Origin of the sequence: Saccharomonospora piscinae, assembly GCF_005862235.1 — a bacterium.
Taxonomy (GTDB): Bacteria; Actinomycetota; Actinomycetes; order Mycobacteriales; family Pseudonocardiaceae; genus Saccharomonospora; species Saccharomonospora piscinae.
The window spans coordinates 664,079-679,182 of sequence record NZ_VCEK01000003.1; the positions used below are offsets into that span (position 1 = coordinate 664,079).

Sequence of the window (15,104 nt, forward strand, 5' to 3'; positions counted from 1 at the left end):
GCGTTGTCTCCGGGGGTGTTGTTGGGCCCGGCGTTGTCTCCGGGGGTGTTGTTGGGCCCGGCGTTGTCTCCGGGGGTGTCGTTGCCCCCGCCATTGCTGCTCGGCGCCTCGCCGTCCGGTGATCCTCCACCGCTCGGGGGGTCGCCCGCGCCGTCACCGGACGGCCGGTTGCCACCGCCCCCGTTGCCGCCGCCACCGCCGTTACTGCCGCCACCGCCGTTGCCGCCGCTGCCGGAAGGCCGCCCACCGCCCGTCGCGTTGGCGCTGGAGTCGACGAAGTCGTCACCCGCCTTCCCGAGCGACGACAGCGACGAGTTGAGATCGGTGAGCTTCCCGGTCAGCTGCGCGATCTTCGCGCCGACCTTGCCGAGCGCCGTCGCCACCATGCCGATGGTCGTCGCGATGAACGCCGCGATGGACGCGCCGAACGTGACGGGCGCGAGAGCCGCGGCGATCAGCGCACCCTTCACGATGGCGGCGAGGGTCATCGCGATGATGTCGCGCACGATCCCGCGGAAGGCCCCGACGATGCCGCCCGCGATCTCCATCTGCTTGGCCGCGGTCTCGACGTAGTCACCGAGCGAGGACAGTTCCTTGGCGACGGCGTCCATCTTGCTCTTGAAAAGGTCGGCCGTCTCGCCCGACCAGCCCTCCATGAGCGTTTCGACGGCCCGCTTGTGGTCGCCAGACCACTGCTCCAGCTTCTCCTTCTCGGCGTCGATGGCGTCCTTGGCGGCACGAATGCCGTTCGGATCACCCATCATCAGATCCAGCGGCCATCGGAGCGGGTCGCAGTGTTCGATGATCCAGCCGATCCCCGCGGCCAGTACGCTGCCCAGTGGATCGAGCACCATGCCCAACGATTCCAGCGCCATTCCCGCGGAACCGATCCCGATGGCGACGTCGTCTTCCTTCTTGACCGCCTCGTCGAGCGCCAGCGCGGAATCGAAGAAACCCGCTCCGGCTCGCCAGTCCTCATTGGACTCAAATTCGTGGAATCCGAGGTCGTTCGATTTGTATTCCTGGCTCATAGCTGGTACTCCGAGATGTTGAGTTCCGCCTCGTCGTCACCGGATTCGTACGCCTTGGCCGCCTGCCGAATGTCGTCGGCGCACTGGGAAATGTCGTCGGCGTAGGTGTTGAGCTGATTCCTCGCCTTCGCGCAGTGCGCGGTAGCGCCGATACCGAAGATCTGGCCGACCAGGCCGAACAGGCCGACGTCGGCCACGCAGCCGCCGACCAACTCGGCCGTGGACCTGACGTTGTCCTCCAGGGTGTCGAGGTGCTTTCCGAAGTCCGTCAGGTAGTCGCTTTCAACCTGAAATCCGCCGCTCACCAGGGCCTCATCTCGTCATCGTCGTCGACGTCGCTCGTGGGACGGCGGCGGGTGGGCGGCTTCGGTGTCGCGGGCGGCGCTGGTGGCGCGGGCGGTGCTGGCGGTGCGGGGGGAGGAGCCTGCGGCGCCACCGGCGGTGGCGGGGCCGAGGGGCGCGGCTCCGGCTCGGCCGCCATGTCCGCGGCGAACTTCTCCTGCGCCGCCTCTTCCTCGGTCGCCTCCTCGGAGGGGAGGAACGAGCGGACCAGATCCGCGGTCTCGCCGTCGCCGTTGATCAGCGCGAAGGAGTCCGCGACGGACCGCGCGGTGCGCTGTTGCGCGTCCCGCACCGCTTCCATGATGGCGGCGGTGAGCCGGGCGGGGCCGAGGTCGCAGGCCCGGTGGCCGAGTTCGAGGTTGCGCAGCGCCCCGTTCGGCTCGACCGTCACGGTCACCGAGCCGTCGCGGGAGGTCACCGTCGTCGCGGCTTCCGAGAACGCCTCCGAGAGCGCCTCCGCCTTCTGGCGCATCTCGCGGATTTGTTTGTCGAGAATATACTGAAAGTCTTCCCCAGATTGGACGTTCGGTTGCACTCCCACTCCTCGAAGCAATTTCGGGCACGCGGAAATGTGCTGAACGGCCATGTCCGCGCGACGATGAGATAAGGACGACGAGTCGACCGCACGCGACGGCGATCACGCCACGGGGGCACTCAATCTAGCGGCAGGTCCCGAGGCGGTCCAGCGTGGGTCCGATTCGGCCGAAAACCCTGCTCAGATGAGCGGAAACGGCGACGCGGATTGTGGCGCGTTCGTCATGTGTGATCCACTGGTGGGCGTCCGCGACGAGGCGGTCACCTTGTGATCCCTTGACCCTGCGACCACCCTGGCTTTCCCGGAAAGGCGGCTTCCGGCGACGTGCATGAGCGATTCGAATTCGTGCTGAGCAGCGTGGAGGCGAGCGTCACCGGGCAGGCCCTCGGTGCCGACGTCCGCCGGTTCCCACTGCGCTTGCGCAACACCACCACTGACCCTGATCGGCTGGTGAAACTGACCTCCGCCGTGGGTAAGGCGCTGGTGGAGCGCGGACTCGCCACCACGTCGTCGGTCCATCCGGCGGTGCGGGCGGCGTTCGGTCTGTTCGCCCGGCACCGCGTCGGCGTCGCCGTCACCGGAATCGACGGGTTCGGCGAGAACATCGCGGCGCTGTCGCTCACCGACGGCGCGCAGGCGCTCGGCGTCACGCAGCACGGGCAGTCCGACGACCTGCTGTTCTCCCTGTTCTCCGACGACGATCTTGTCGACGTCGTCGCCGGTGTGCTGCCGACCATGCCGGCCGCGCCCGGTGGGCCGTTGACGGTGCGCGGCACGGTGAGCTCCCACGCCACGGCATGGGAGGCGCGCAAGGCGGCCGAGCAGGCACTGGACGAAGAGGAAACACACGCCTTCGGCAGCCTGGCGGTGGCGAGTACGGTCGCGGCGCCGCGGCCCGCGCGCCGGGGCAGGGAGCCGAGCGCGGAGGAGCGACTGCGGGAAGCGCTGGCCGGACCACGTCTGGGGGGCGGCTACGTCACCGTCAGCGGGCACCGCGCGGCCCCGCAGACCCTGAGCTGGCTGGACACCGAGGACGGCCGCTACCTGATCAGCACCCAGCAGAACCAGGACGAGTGCGTGGCCACCTACGAGCCCGCGGGCCAGGCGGATGTGGCCCGCGCCGTCCGCGACGCGCTGTCCCGCGCGTACTGAGCCCGGAGAAGGATGATGAGTGACGAAACGGTCGAGGCAACGGCACTGACGAGCCGGACCACGGTGACCGCGCCGCAGCGGATGCTGAGCGGTGTGGAACTGAAGGAACTGGCGAACGGGCGCGGTTTCGCGGTGGACGAGACCACTGGTGACCGCATGATCCAGGCGCTCCAGGAGATCGTCGACGCCCTGGAACAGCGGTGGGCGACGCTGGAGAAGCTGGGAACCGCGCCGCCTCTGAGCACCACCGCGACCGCGCAGTGGGTGGCCCAGCGGACGGTCTCGACCGCCGCCGACGAGTCGGGTCTGCTCACGCAGTTGCAGCGCGCCCGCCAGGAACTTCCGCAGTACATCGAAGCCATCCGCGCGGCCAAACGCGGCTACGCCGAGGTCGAGAACGCCCACCAGGGCCGGCTCGACGGCCTGTCGCCCGCCTGACCGTCCTTCCGCTCGCCGAGAACGAGGTGTTCGCTGTGTCCACATCGGCCGACACGACAGCGGTGTCCGACCCCACGAGTCCGGACTACGACCCGGACAGCCCCCACTACGACGTGACCCTCGACTCGTCGTCGCCGTTCTACGCGGGACCGGTCACCGACGGCGCGGAATCCGGCCACGAGATCCGCGCCGAGGCCACCGAGGACGTGGAGAACAACCCGTTCCTTCGGCTCTTCCTCTCGGACGAGCAGAGGGACGAGCTCGTCCAGCACGTCTACACCGATCGCGTCTCCGACGCGCGGCAGGGGCTGGACGAGGGACTCCAGCTGCGCGACCGGGGCGAGGCACCGCACACCGTGTGGGACAACGCCTCCCACGAGCAGATGGTGGAGGTGCTCGGCACCAACGCCGACTCGGCCGCCGTCGCGGAGACGTCCGAGGAGTGGGTGCGGCTGGGCAACGACCTGTCGCTGCACCAGCGGGCGGTGGCGGAGGCCATCGAGGACAGCATGGGGGACTGGGCAGGTGAGGGCGGCGACGCTGCGCGACAGCACCTCGCCGAGGTCGCGCGCTGGCTGGGAGGCACGGCGCAGGGCGCGGTGCTCACGGGCAGGCAGCAGCAGATCCACTCGCAGACGCTGAACGAGACACAGAAGCAGATGGCGGCCAACCCGCCGGTGGAGTTCTCCGCCACGCAGGCCAACGCAACGCTGGCCAGCATCACCGACCCCGTCGTGTACGCGCAGGCGGCGACCCAGGCCGTGGCCAAGCAGCAGGAGCAGCAGGCCGCCCGCGAGCAGGCGGCACGGCTGATGAAGCAGTACGACGACACGATCGGCGGCGCCACCGACATGCCGCTGTTCACCCCGCCGCCACCACTCGCGCAGACGACAGCCGCGAACGCCGGGCAACGCATGACCGCCGACGGCGGGGGCGCCGCGAGCGCGGGACTGCCGCTCGCGCAGCGCGCGGACGGCGAGCCAGGGCAGGACGGCCTCACCGCGGCTCAGCGGGGCACCCCGATGGGGACCGGCGACCGGGCGCAGGTGCCGGGCGAGTACGCGATGGCCGATGGCGGCGTCGGCGCGGGCTCCGGCGGTTATGGCGGTTATGGCAGCTCTGGCGATGAGGGCGGCTTCGGCGATGCCGGCGGATATGGCGGCGGCGCGAACTTCGGCGAGAACGGCGGCACCGGCACCGTGTCGGCGCTTTCCGCGCCAGGGGCGCCGGGGAACACGGAGATCCCGGACTTCGGTGGCCAGCCCGGCGTCGACGTCCCGGGTGGCTACGGCGGCCAGCCGCCGGGCGGCATCGCCGCCGGTCTCGGCGGGGGAGTCCCGGGCGGTGGCGTTCCGGGCGGTGGCGGCATCGGAGTGCCCGACCACGAGCTGCCGCGTTACGACCGCCCCGACTACGACCTGCCCGGATCCGACGTTCCCGACTACGATCTTCCCGGCTACGACGGCGACTCCCAGACCACGGCCTCATCGTTCAGCATCCCGGACACGTCGCAGACTGGGGGCACCAATCGGATTCCGTCGAGTCTGCCGAACACACTGCCCGGGTCGAGCAACTTCACCGGCGACGGCCTGACGCCCCGCCCGGGCGGGGGCCCGGGAGTCAACCCCTCGTTCGGGCCTCCCGGATCACTGCCGGGATCGTCGAACATCCCGAGCACGCCGTCGCGGCCCTCGTTCGGCGGTGGAGGCGGCGGGCTTCCCGGCTCGCTGCCCGGCGGCGGCGTTCCGGGAAGCGGCATCCCGGGTGGAGGTGTCCCGGGCGGCGGTGTCCCCGGTGGAGGTGCGGGTGCGGGAGGCGCCGGTGGCGGAGCCGCTGGCTCATCTGGCGCCACGGGAGGTGCGGGCCAGCACTCCGGCGCGGTGCGCGGTCCGGGTACCGAGGCCGGCCGCGTCGGGCAACCGATGCCCGGTGCCGGCGCGCGCGGTGGAGGTGGAATGCCGATGGCGGGCGGGATGCCCGCAGGCGGTGCCCGCCAGCCGGAGGAGGACAAGGAACACCGGGTCGCCGGGTACCTCACCGACGACGAGAACCTGTTCGCGAGCGAAGAGATCATCGCCCCGCCCGTGATCGGGGACTGGACCAACAAGGACTGGAAGTAGCGGCTCGCCGCCCGGACCGCGTCAGCACGTCCGGGCGGCGACTGGGCCCCCTCTGGTGGACCGTCAACCGACCGAAGTCGGTGGTGCCGACCGAAGTGTCCTGTTTCGATACAGGCGACGTCGGACCGGGCGCCTGCACCACGACCACCGGGAGAGCCATGCGAACCACAGCGACAACCCTGCTGCGCCGACTCGGCGTGCTCACCGCGGTGGCCGCCGCGACCGTCGTGGCGGCACCGGCCGCCTCGGCCGCGGACTACTACGAGCTGCCCTATCCCGCGGGGGAGGCGTACCAGGTCACGCAGGGTCCCGAGGGCACCTACTCCCACGTCGGGCCGTACAACGAGTACGCCTGGGACTTCGGCCTGCCCGCCAACTACGAGGTCTCGGCCGCGCAGTCCGGAACGATCATCTACTCCGACTGGTCGCCGTACGCGGCCAACGGCATCGAGGTGCTCATCCAGCATCCGAACGGGCAATGTACCCACTACGCGCATCTCAACCGCGCGATCTACAACGCGGGCACCTGGGTGCCCCAGGGCCGGGTCGTCGGCTGGTCGGGCAGCACCGGCAACTCCACCGCGCCGCACCTGCACTTCCAGGTCGTCGACTGCAACACCAGGGTCGGCATTTCCGCGACGCTCCAGGGCTGGGTGCCTCCCACCGGCTCATGGCCGGTGAGCGTCAACTCCTACGCCTGATCGTCACCGTGATCCTGCTCCCGTCGGCCGTTCCGGTCGGCGGTGAGCAGGTCGTGCAGTGCGTCGGAGGTCGCGCTCGCGGCGGTGGCGAACGGTTCGATCACCACGTCCGCGCCCGCGTCGCGGAGCTGGTCCGCGTCGTGCAGGGTGTGCGCGGTGAGGACCACCGTGCCCGCGTAGCGGTGGTGGCGCAGGTTGTGCAGCAGCGTCATGTTGATCTCTCGCGTGGGGATAGCGCTGATCACGTACGGGACCCGGGACAGCGGCAGTCCCTCCAGCAGGTGGACGTCCTCGGCGGTGCCGAACACGGCGGTCACCCCGCCGTGTTCGGTGTTGGCGACCCGGTGCGGGTCGAAGTCGACGGCGAGGATGCGATGCCCCGTGTCGCTGAGCCTGCTGACGAGGTGACTGCCGAAGCGCCCCAGCCCGTACAGGATCACGTCCACGTCGCCTGCCGCGTCCGCGGGTTCGGGGTGGCGGGTGTGTGTGCGGTCCATCCTCGACAGCAGCCGGTCGAGTCGCTCGTAGATCTGGTGCGAGTACATGATCAGGTAGGTCGAGCCCCCGATGGTGATCAGGCCGACCACGGTGATCAGGCTGACCGTCGCGTTGGTGATGTGGCCCAGGCTCAGGCCGAGCGCGGCCAGAATGAGGGAGAACTCGGAGATCTGGGCCACGGTCAGCCCGGCGAGGAACCCTACGCGAACGGGATATCGCAGCGCGGCCATGATCAGCACGACGATCAACGGGTTGCCGACGAGCACGAAGACGGAGAACACGGCGGCCTCGGAGATCTGCTGGGCGGCGTTGCCGAACTCCAGGCGAGAGCCCAGGTCGAGGAAGAAGAACAGCAGCAGGAAGTCGCGCAGGCTGACCAGCCTGGCCCCCAGTGCGTCCCGGTAGGCCGTGGGTGCCAGCGACACCCCGGCCAGAAACGCCCCGACCTCGGAACTGAATCCGAGCCACTCGCTCAGCGCGGCGATCGACACCGCGTAGGCGACGCCGAAGAGCACCAACAGTTCCTGCGAGCGGGCGACGTGGTGTAGCAGGCGGGGCAGCACGTAGCGCATCAGCAGCCCGATGCCGACGAGCAGCCCGAGCCCCTTGAGCACCATCGAGCCGATCCCCAGCGCCAGATTGTCCCCCGTGGGCTGGCCGACGGCCGTCAGCGCGATCATGACGAGGACCACGACGATGTCCTGCACGATGAGAAAGCCCACCGCGATGCGGCCGTGCAACTCGTCGAGCTCCCGCTTGTCGGACAGCAGCTTGACGATGATGATCGTGGACGAGAACGTCAGCGCCACCGCGACGTACAGCGCGGTCACGGTGTCCATCCCGAGCGCGAGCGCGATCAGGAAGCCGAACACCGACGTGAACAGCACCTGTCCGAGCCCGGTGGCCAGGGCCACCGGCCCGGTGCTGCGCACCAGATGCAGGTCCAGGCGCAGCCCGACGAGGAACAACAGGATGGCGATCCCCATCCTGGCCAGCAGCTCGATGGTGCCGTCGGCGACGACCCAGCCGGTCCCGACCGGGCCGACGGCGATACCCACGCCCAGGAACGCGACGATCAGCGGCTGGCGTAGCCGGGTGGCCAGCAGCCCGGCCGCGGCGGCCATGGCGAGGATGATCGCGATGGTGGGGAACGCGTGCAGCTCCACGGTCGGTCCCTTCGCTGGGGGAGACTCCCGATGGTGCGCGCCCTACCTCGGCTCGGCACGGCGCGGCGGAGGGAGCGATCAGCGAGCGGGGGGCGGCGCGGAGCGTTGCCGCCGCGGCGTGTCGGACGGAGCGGGCCGCGCGGCGGGTTCCACGACGAGCACGGGAACGGGTGAGTGCTGCACGAGATCCGCCGACACGCTGCCGAGCAGCCTGGCCGACAGTCCGCGACCACGCCGTCCGACCACGACGAGGTCCATGTCCTGGTCCTCGGCGAACCGGCGCAACGCCGGACCGGGTGGCCCGGCCAGGACCTCGAAGCGCAACGGGATCTCGTCGGCGAGCTCCGTCGCCGTGGTGGCGAGGCGAGGGCGTGCGGCCTCGAGCGCCGCGCGGGTGTCGGCCTCGGTCGCGTCGTAGGAGACCACCTCGGCCAGCACCAGGACACCGCAGTGCGCGCCGAGCAGGCCGACGGCGGTCCTCAGCGCCTGTTCCGCCTCCGGCGAGCCGTCCGTGCCGACCAGCACCCGTGGGCCTCCCGGCGTCTGTCCCCGGGGCGCGGGAATCCCGTCCGGTCCCGCTCCGGCGAGACGGGGCCGTCGCTCTACCCGTTCGAGGGCAACCGGAACGAAGATCGGGCCCAGTGCCACGGCGATCAGCAGCCACCGGGGATCGTGCCCCCGGCGCACCATCCACCCGCCGGTGATCAGCCCGACGGCGACCCAGACTGCCACGAAGACCACGGCGACGGTGGGGTCCATGGCCTCACCCTGCTGTGAAGGTCGTGCCCGGCACTACCGGCCAACGACGCCGGGGACGTGGGACTTTCGACTCCGGCCGACACCGAGGCCCGATGGCCTCGCGCGGCGGCGACCGCAGGGCCGACTTGATCCGGCGCGCCCTGCGACCGCTTGAACGTGTCGTCGTGGATGCCTCAGTCCGGTCGCCGTACTTCGATCGCGGTCCCAGCCGGTCGCTGGACCGTATTGGCGTCGTCGGGCCGCTCGCCCCCGGGTGGCGACGTGCGCACGATCCGCAGCCGGTACTCGGCACCCTCGCCGCGCACGGCCAGATCCGACAGGCCTGAGGCGACGTCGTAGCGGGACACGTCGACGCCGCGATTCTGGAGCTGCTCGGCGAGCCAGTCCTTGAAGCCCTCGACCTTCACGCCATCACCTCCCGCGGGACCGTGAACGCCTCGGTGGCACGTCCGCCACGGCGTACCTCGCCGACCATTACGTACACCGACGCGCCGTCGGCGAAGTCCACGCGCACTCGCGTGTGGTTGTCCGGCCGTCCGGGGGTCGGCACCACTTCCACGGCGGTGATTTCCGGGTGATCGGACTCGGTGATGACGCGCATGATCAACTCGTCGAGGTCGGAAAGCTGCACGCCGGTCATGCTGCCACGTCACTCCCCGTCGTTCATCTTGGCGTCGACGACTGCCCGGTACCCGCGCAGGAGCCTTGCTCGCCGGGGGCGCGGTGGATCGGCACCGAACCGCCCGGCGGCACGCTCACGATCAGATCGCACACCGGGCACCGCGAGTCGTTCATGATCGCCTCCTGTCCTACGGGATATGCGCGGGCCAGCATGTCGATCAGGCGCGGGGTGAGGTATCCCCCGACGGTGGCGCAGCCCTCCACGGTCGAGTGGAGTGGTGGTGACTGGGTGTGTGCGCGGTGCAGGGCCATACCGTTTCACGCGAGCCTGCGCGCTCTGCGCTCTGCGACTGCCGGTGTGACGGCCGGTCCGTTTTGCGCACGTCATCCGCTTCTGGTGGGCCCGGTGGGACTCGAACCCACACTGGCACGGACCTAAACCGTGTGCCTCTGCCAATTGGGCTACGGGCCCGACGCGTGCAGCCTAACGCCTCCGGCCGGGCGCCGGGTCGGCGGTGACCCCGGCGGCCTTGTCACCGCCGGGCGACCGCGTGGCCGGTGAGGCGGTCGGGCGCCCGGTGATCTACCGTGACAGCACTGCGAACTGTGGTTTTTCAGGGAGGACACGTGGCGCGCGACCCCGAGACGATCGAACGCGACATCGAGAAGGCCAGGGACGCCCTCGCGGGAACCCTGGACCGCATCGGTGAGAAGGCGAACCCGAAGCAGCTCGCCGACTCGGCCCGCAGCACTGTCCAGTCGAAGTTCGACGAGCCGAAGGTGAAGTACCCGCTCATCGGTGCGGGCGTGCTGATCGGCGTGCTGCTGGTGCGCAAACTGCTGCGCTGAGTCCCGGCACAGGGGACGCCGAGTGCTCGGCGGCGTCCCTACCCGCCACCCTCCACGCCCGGAACGCTCGCGGGGCGCGGGCCGGACCGCGGCACGGCCGCCGGCCCGGGCTCGGTGCCGGACCATTCCGCCCGGATCGCCCCCAGGACTTCCGGCAGGCTCATTCCGTGCCGCCGGGCCACGGCCACGAACTCGCGCGCGGCGTCGCGCAGTGCGGCGTCGGCGGCCTGCCCGGCACGGACCCGCGTCCCGCCGACCCGGCTCGACTCGACCAGTCCCGCCGCTTCGAGTTCGCCGTAGGCGCGGGCGACCGTCCCCGGCGCCAGGCGCAGGTCACTGGCCAGCTGCCGGATCGAAGGAAGCCGCTGTCCCTCGGTGAGCTGTCCCGCGCGGATCCTGTCGGCGAGCTGCGTGCGGATCTGCTCGAAGGGCGGGAGCGGATCGTCCTGGTCGACGACGATCATTCGGCCGCTCCGGGCAGTGCGGCGGTGCGCCCTCCGGTGCTCACCGGTCCGGTGGCGAGGTCCGCCTTCAGCGCGACTCCGCGGGACACCGCCACCGTGACGCTGACGATGCCGGCCACCGCGCAGAGGAGGCCCAGCCAGAACAGGGCAGCCGCGACGAGTCGCCATTCGCCCGGCGCGCCGGGCTGGTCCAGCACGTTTCCGAGCGCCGAACCGGCCGCCGCGCTCGTGCCACCGAGTTGCAGGAGCAGCCCGCCGAGGCCGAGCCCGGCGATGATCCGGGTGGTGTCGACGCGCCGCCGCCGATCCGGTGTCGCCAGGCCCTCCACCGGCAACGAGGGAGTGGCGGCGATGCGCCAGAACGCGACGAGGGTGGCCACCGCGAGCAGCACGGTCACGATCATGAGCGGTACACCGTAGAACCAGCCCGGATAGGGGCTCGCCGTCGAGCTGACACCGCCCGACGAGTAGGTCACGACGCGGTACCTGCCCGCGTCGTCGGGGCTCGACGTGAGGCCGGTCCCGATCAGCAGGCTCACCTGTGCCACCGCGACCAGCACCAGAAGCCCGAGGGTGCGCCGCGACGCGAAGCTCCACGGCGCACGAGGTTCGAGCGAGGCGACGCGCCGGTTCGACTCCGCACGCAGACGCTCGGGCGGAGTCGCCGCGTAGAGCAGGAGACCGGTGGCGGTGGCGATCGCAGGACCGACCGCGAGTGGAAGCCCCAGCCACTCCGGCCGGAGCGTGGCGACATAGCCCGCGAGCACGAGCACCGCCAGCGCGCAGCCCGTGGCCCCGAGCACTCGCCGTCGCGCCGCGACGGCCGCGCTGCGCACCATCGGGTCGGCGACCGCCGCGCCGCCCTGGCGTCCTCGCCGCAGTGCCCACCCGGCGGCGACCGTCACGACGATCACCACGGCGATGAGAAACAGTCCCGGACCCGGCATGCCCCACCCTCCTCGTGTATCAACTGGACGATACACGAGGAGGGTTCATCGTGTATCAATTGCCTGATACACGACTGGTTCGGCGGGTTGGGCCGGACGTCGTGGCTTGTCAGCCCGCCTGCGCGTAGGCGGGCGTGACCCGGCTGGGGAGGTGCTTGCGTGGCACGGCGGTTGTGGCCGCCGGCTCGGCGCTCTTGGCTTCCTCCGGCGCCTCGTCGGTCTCGTCGGCCTTGTCCGGGGTGGCCTGTGCCGACTGTGCCGACTGTGGCGGGGCGGTCTCGTCGCCGTCCGCTTGTTCGTCGTGCGCGGGTGACTGCTCGTCCGTGGCGGCCCCGGTGTCAGCCGTGGGGGCCGCGGTGGTCTCCGCGTCTTCGGCGCGGGTCAGCCGCGCGGTCATGTACGTGGAGGTGAACTCGTACGCGCTGCCGTTGAGCAGGTGAACCACCGTGGGCTGGGCGCCCTCCGGGGAAAGCTGCTCGGCGAACTGGTCGGCACGGTCCCTGGCGGCGATGATGCCCGAGGCCCGTCCGTTCAGCGTCCGGCCGAGGCCGGACACGGTGACCGCCCAGTCCTCGTCGCGCCGCACGTACTGCGCGGTGATTGTCTGCACCACCTGGCTCATCCCCTCTCGTGACGAGACGGCGGTCTTCAGCAGGGTGCCGCCCCGTCTGTGCTGATGCCGCAAGTCTGTAACGGGGGAGACCACCCAGCAACACGACTCGGGCGAAAAGGCTACCTAGCGTGATAACCCTCTCAGTTCATTACCGCAATGGGTGAATGCATGATGCCAGACCGTTGATCATTGTTGCGCAAGGTGACGCATGCCGCCCCACAGGATCTTCATGGCGTAGTCCGTAGCTGCTTCGGGGGTCACCTGCTCGTTCTGTTCGCACCAGATGGCCAGCCGCTCGCAGCCCCCGACCACGAACTCCGCCATGGCCTGGAGCAGTCCGGCGTCCTCGGTGGCGAGGTAGCCACCCATCAGCGTGGCGATGAGGTCCGTCTGCTGCTGCCGGGTCGCTTCGAGTTCGTCGGCGGCCGAGGTGCCGATGAGCGTCATCTCGTGGCGCAGCAGTGACCAGGCCTGCCTGCGGTCCCGGATGAAGGCGAAGAACGCCAGCAGGCCCTTGCGCAGCGCGTCCTCGGCGGAGGTGGCGCCCAGCACCGCCTCCTGGGTGGCCTCGCGCAGCGCGGCCCGCGCCGACTGGATGCACGCGAGGAGCAGGCCCTCCTTGGAGGAGAAGTACTCGTAGAGCATGGGTTTCGACACGCCCACGCGCTCCGCGATCTCGTCCATCGACGCGGCCGAGTAGCCGCGCTCGGCGAACACGGCCTCGGCGACGCCGATCATCTGGCGTTCGCGTTCTGCGCGCGGCATCCGCCGACGGCGCGCGGGGGTCTTTGCAGTCGCGCTCACGATCGCTATTCTACTCCCAGTAACCTACTCTCGGTAAGGTGGACGCCGGGTAACACGAACCGTCGCATGGAGGCACGGACATGGGTGAGCGCACCGAGACGGGTGTCGTTGTCGTGGGTACCGGGTTCTCCGGGCTCGGCATGGCGATCCAGCTGCGCAGGGAAGGCCGCGACGACTTCGTCGTGCTGGAGAAGGCGGGCGAGGTCGGCGGCACGTGGCGGGACAACACCTATCCCGGGTGCGCGTGCGACATCCAGTCCCACATGTACTCGTTCTCCTTCGAACAGAACCCGCACTGGTCGCGCTCCTTCTCGCCGCAACCGGAGATCTTCCAGTACCTGCGTGGTGTGGCGAGCGGCTACGGACTCTACCGATTCATCCGGTTCGGTCAGGAGATGACGGGTGCCCGCTGGGATGCCGACGAACAGCGCTGGCATGTCACGACGGCCCGGGGTGACGAGTTCGTCGCGCGCCATCTCGTGTGCGGGGTGGGGGCGCTGCACATTCCCCGGATTCCCCAGCTGCCCGGGATCGAACGCTTCCAGGGCGCGGCGTTTCACTCCGCGGAGTGGGACCACGACTACGACCTGCGCGGCAAGCGTGTCGCCGTGATCGGGACGGGGGCGAGCGCGATCCAGTTCATCCCCGCGATCGCGGATGAGGTCGATCGGCTGCACGTCTTCCAGCGCACCCCGCCGTGGGTCATGCCCAAGCCCGACCACACCATGCCCTCGTGGGCTCGGCGGCTGTTCGCGCGGGTGCCGCTCGCCCAGCGCCTCTACCGTGACCTGCTCTACTGGATGCTGGAACTGCGCGCGGTGGGCTTCAACGGCGACCCGCGCATCATGCGGTTCGCCCAGAAGATCGCGCGGCGCAACATCGAGAAGTCCGTCGCCGACCCCGACCTTCGCGCCAAGCTCACGCCCGACTACGTGCTCGGCTGCAAGCGGGTGCTCGTCTCGAACGACTACTACCCCGCGCTCGCGCGGCCGGACGTGGAGGTGGTGACCGACGGCGTCGCCGAGGTCACCGAGACGGGCATCGTCGACAAGGCGGGGGTGCGGCGCGACGTCGACGTCATCATCTACGGCACCGGGTTCCGCGTCACCGACGCCTTCGACGAGCTCGACATCGTCGGTGCGCAGGGCGCCCACCTCGGGCGCCAGTGGTCTGCGCAGGGGATGCAGACCCATCTCGGCATCACCGTGAGCGGCTACCCGAACCTGTTCTTCCTGCTCGGCCCCAACACGGGGCTCGGCCACAACTCCGTGGTCTTCATGATCGAACAGCAGATCCGCTACATCGCCGACGCCATCCGCTACGCCGAGCGGCACGGGGCCGACGCCATCGAGGTCCGTCCCGACACCCAGGCACAGTTCAACGCCGACCTGCAACGCAAGCTGGCCAACGGCATCTGGACCCGGGGTGGCTGCACGAGCTGGTATCTCGACTCGCAGGGCGTCAACCGCACGATCTGGCCGGGTTTCACCTGGCGGTACTGGATGCGCACGCGCAAGCTCGACCCGTCGGACTTCCGGCTCTCGCGGCGCGCGGCAGCGCGGCCGGAGCCTACAACGCGGCCGCGGACAGGTTCCTCAGCCGCGTGAGCAGTTCCTCCGTCCGCAGGTCGCACAGCGACGCGAGCTGATCCAGGGTCGTCCGGTCAAACCGGACGTCGGAGGCGCCGCCCGCCGCGAGCCTGCCGCGCGCCCAGCGACGCAACGGCAGCAGTTCGGGCTGCTCGTCCGCCACGACGTCGGCCAGGTCCACCCGCACCTGGTCGGCCTCGCGGGCGAACAGCCTGCCGTGGACGCGCGCCAGCAGATTCTGTGGCAACTCGTCCATGGCCAGGCACAGCTCGGCCAGCCGGACCACGGAGCACTGCCGCGTGCCCAGCTCGTAGGTGGCCAGGGTCTGCAAGGAGAGGCCGCTCTGCAGCCGCTCGCCCAGCTCCTTGCGCGTCCAGCCGCGCTGGGTGCGCAGTCTGCGCAGTTCCTCGCCGAGCACTCTCTGGTAGATGTCGGTATCGATCAACACTGGTCTCCCCTGCCCGTGCGGTGTCGT

18 protein-coding genes and 1 tRNA gene are annotated in these 15,104 nt (G+C 70.3%); 6 read left to right on the forward strand and 13 right to left on the reverse strand.

The window, feature by feature from the left end; translation table 11 throughout:
• The 3 genes from FFT09_RS22935 to FFT09_RS14305 all read right to left on the reverse strand — a co-directional run.
• Nucleotides 1-1,031: WXG100 family type VII secretion target (locus tag FFT09_RS22935; protein WP_167305379.1), on the reverse strand; the 1,031-nt coding region annotated here is incomplete at its 3' end.
• Nucleotides 1,028-1,336 carry a type VII secretion target gene (locus tag FFT09_RS14300; protein WP_138382974.1) on the reverse strand — a complete coding sequence of 103 codons (309 nt, stop codon included), beginning with the start codon at nucleotides 1,334-1,336 and terminating at the stop codon, nucleotides 1,028-1,030. The genes FFT09_RS22935 and FFT09_RS14300, both read right to left, overlap by 4 nt.
• Nucleotides 1,333-1,959 (reverse strand): YbaB/EbfC family nucleoid-associated protein, encoded by a 627-nt coding sequence (locus FFT09_RS14305; protein ID WP_341869012.1) that lies wholly within the window; start codon nucleotides 1,957-1,959, stop codon nucleotides 1,333-1,335. Before FFT09_RS14305 ends, FFT09_RS14300 begins: the two co-directional genes overlap by 4 nt.
• A 294-nt stretch (nucleotides 1,960-2,253) precedes the next feature.
• On the opposite strand from FFT09_RS14305, the gene FFT09_RS14310 reads away from it, so the two are divergent.
• From FFT09_RS14310 to FFT09_RS14325, 4 genes are all read left to right on the forward strand, one after another.
• On the forward strand, nucleotides 2,254-3,060 hold the full coding sequence (locus FFT09_RS14310; RefSeq protein WP_244231359.1) for an ESX secretion-associated protein EspG: 807 nt from the start codon (nucleotides 2,254-2,256) through the stop codon (nucleotides 3,058-3,060).
• A 15-nt stretch (nucleotides 3,061-3,075) separates the two neighbouring features.
• Entirely contained in the window at nucleotides 3,076-3,498 is a 423-nt protein-coding gene (locus FFT09_RS14315; RefSeq protein ID WP_244231360.1) for a hypothetical protein, read from the forward strand.
• A gap of 35 nt (nucleotides 3,499-3,533) precedes the next feature.
• Nucleotides 3,534-5,618: a hypothetical protein gene (locus tag FFT09_RS23440; RefSeq protein ID WP_138382976.1), complete on the forward strand. Its 2,085-nt coding sequence runs from the start codon at nucleotides 3,534-3,536 to the stop codon at nucleotides 5,616-5,618.
• A gap of 158 nt (nucleotides 5,619-5,776) precedes the next feature.
• Nucleotides 5,777-6,319 carry a M23 family metallopeptidase gene (locus FFT09_RS14325; RefSeq protein WP_138382977.1) on the forward strand — a complete coding sequence of 181 codons (543 nt, stop codon included), beginning with the start codon at nucleotides 5,777-5,779 and terminating at the stop codon, nucleotides 6,317-6,319.
• On the opposite strand, the gene FFT09_RS14330 is transcribed toward FFT09_RS14325, so the two are convergent.
• The 5 genes from FFT09_RS14330 to FFT09_RS14350 all read right to left on the reverse strand — a co-directional run bounded on the left by FFT09_RS14330 (nucleotide 6,310) and on the right by FFT09_RS14350 (nucleotide 9,835).
• A complete protein-coding gene (locus tag FFT09_RS14330; protein ID WP_244231363.1) occupies nucleotides 6,310-7,983 on the reverse strand; it encodes a cation:proton antiporter in 1,674 nt (557 codons plus the stop codon). The genes FFT09_RS14325 and FFT09_RS14330 overlap by 10 nt on opposite strands.
• Before the next feature lie 78 nt (nucleotides 7,984-8,061).
• Nucleotides 8,062-8,742, reverse strand: coding sequence for a universal stress protein (locus tag FFT09_RS14335; protein ID WP_081191338.1), 681 nt, complete (start codon nucleotides 8,740-8,742; stop codon nucleotides 8,062-8,064).
• Nucleotides 8,743-8,915: 173 nt separating this feature from the next.
• Entirely contained in the window at nucleotides 8,916-9,149 is a 234-nt protein-coding gene (locus FFT09_RS14340; protein ID WP_081191337.1) for a hypothetical protein, read from the reverse strand.
• Nucleotides 9,146-9,382 (reverse strand): hypothetical protein, encoded by a 237-nt coding sequence (locus tag FFT09_RS14345; protein WP_081191336.1) that lies wholly within the window; start codon nucleotides 9,380-9,382, stop codon nucleotides 9,146-9,148. Before FFT09_RS14345 ends, FFT09_RS14340 begins: the two co-directional genes overlap by 4 nt.
• Before the next feature lie 376 nt (nucleotides 9,383-9,758).
• Nucleotides 9,759-9,835: transfer RNA gene (locus FFT09_RS14350), tRNA-Leu, on the reverse strand.
• 155 nt (nucleotides 9,836-9,990) lie between these two features.
• Between FFT09_RS14350 and FFT09_RS14355 the strand changes: the two genes are divergently transcribed.
• Complete coding sequence (locus FFT09_RS14355) at nucleotides 9,991-10,212, forward strand: DUF3618 domain-containing protein (RefSeq protein WP_024877327.1); 222 nt, start codon at nucleotides 9,991-9,993, stop codon at nucleotides 10,210-10,212.
• Nucleotides 10,213-10,250: 38 nt separating this feature from the next.
• Here FFT09_RS14355 and FFT09_RS14360 read toward each other — a convergent pair whose 3' ends face one another.
• The 4 genes from FFT09_RS14360 to FFT09_RS14375 form a co-directional block, all read right to left on the reverse strand.
• Nucleotides 10,251-10,676, reverse strand: a complete 426-nt coding sequence (locus FFT09_RS14360) for a GntR family transcriptional regulator (protein ID WP_138382978.1) — start codon at nucleotides 10,674-10,676, stop codon at nucleotides 10,251-10,253.
• Nucleotides 10,673-11,623: a hypothetical protein gene (locus FFT09_RS14365; protein WP_138382979.1), complete on the reverse strand. Its 951-nt coding sequence runs from the start codon at nucleotides 11,621-11,623 to the stop codon at nucleotides 10,673-10,675. The genes FFT09_RS14360 and FFT09_RS14365 overlap by 4 nt, the downstream gene beginning before the upstream one ends.
• A 109-nt stretch (nucleotides 11,624-11,732) precedes the next feature.
• Nucleotides 11,733-12,245 carry a hypothetical protein gene (locus FFT09_RS14370; RefSeq protein ID WP_425273058.1) on the reverse strand — a complete coding sequence of 171 codons (513 nt, stop codon included), beginning with the start codon at nucleotides 12,243-12,245 and terminating at the stop codon, nucleotides 11,733-11,735.
• A 177-nt stretch (nucleotides 12,246-12,422) separates the two neighbouring features.
• Nucleotides 12,423-13,040 (reverse strand): TetR/AcrR family transcriptional regulator, encoded by a 618-nt coding sequence (locus FFT09_RS14375; protein ID WP_176218247.1) that lies wholly within the window; start codon nucleotides 13,038-13,040, stop codon nucleotides 12,423-12,425.
• 80 nt (nucleotides 13,041-13,120) lie between these two features.
• On the opposite strand from FFT09_RS14375, the gene FFT09_RS14380 reads away from it, so the two are divergent.
• Entirely contained in the window at nucleotides 13,121-14,647 is a 1,527-nt protein-coding gene (locus FFT09_RS14380; RefSeq protein ID WP_138382980.1) for a flavin-containing monooxygenase, read from the forward strand.
• Here the strand turns inward: FFT09_RS14380 and FFT09_RS14385 are convergent.
• On the reverse strand, nucleotides 14,610-15,077 hold the full coding sequence (locus FFT09_RS14385) for a helix-turn-helix domain-containing protein (protein ID WP_081191332.1): 468 nt from the start codon (nucleotides 15,075-15,077) through the stop codon (nucleotides 14,610-14,612). The genes FFT09_RS14380 and FFT09_RS14385 overlap by 38 nt on opposite strands.
• Between the last annotated feature and the right edge of the window lie 27 nt (nucleotides 15,078-15,104).

Coding starts and splice junctions, on each gene's coding strand:
- FFT09_RS14305 (WP_341869012.1), bottom strand. CDS start 1,959: ATGGCCGTTCAGCACATTTCCGCGTGCCCGAAATTGCTTCGAGGAGTG.
- FFT09_RS14315 (WP_244231360.1), top strand. CDS start 3,076: ATGAGTGACGAAACGGTCGAGGCAACGGCACTGACGAGCCGGACCACG.
- FFT09_RS14325 (WP_138382977.1), top strand. CDS start 5,777: ATGCGAACCACAGCGACAACCCTGCTGCGCCGACTCGGCGTGCTCACC.
- FFT09_RS14335 (WP_081191338.1), bottom strand. CDS start 8,742: ATGGACCCCACCGTCGCCGTGGTCTTCGTGGCAGTCTGGGTCGCCGTC.
- FFT09_RS14345 (WP_081191336.1), bottom strand. CDS start 9,382: ATGACCGGCGTGCAGCTTTCCGACCTCGACGAGTTGATCATGCGCGTC.
- FFT09_RS14360 (WP_138382978.1), bottom strand. CDS start 10,676: ATGATCGTCGTCGACCAGGACGATCCGCTCCCGCCCTTCGAGCAGATC.
- FFT09_RS14365 (WP_138382979.1), bottom strand. CDS start 11,623: ATGCCGGGTCCGGGACTGTTTCTCATCGCCGTGGTGATCGTCGTGACG.
- FFT09_RS14370 (WP_425273058.1), bottom strand. CDS start 12,245: ATGAGCCAGGTGGTGCAGACAATCACCGCGCAGTACGTGCGGCGCGAC.
- FFT09_RS14380 (WP_138382980.1), top strand. CDS start 13,121: ATGGGTGAGCGCACCGAGACGGGTGTCGTTGTCGTGGGTACCGGGTTC.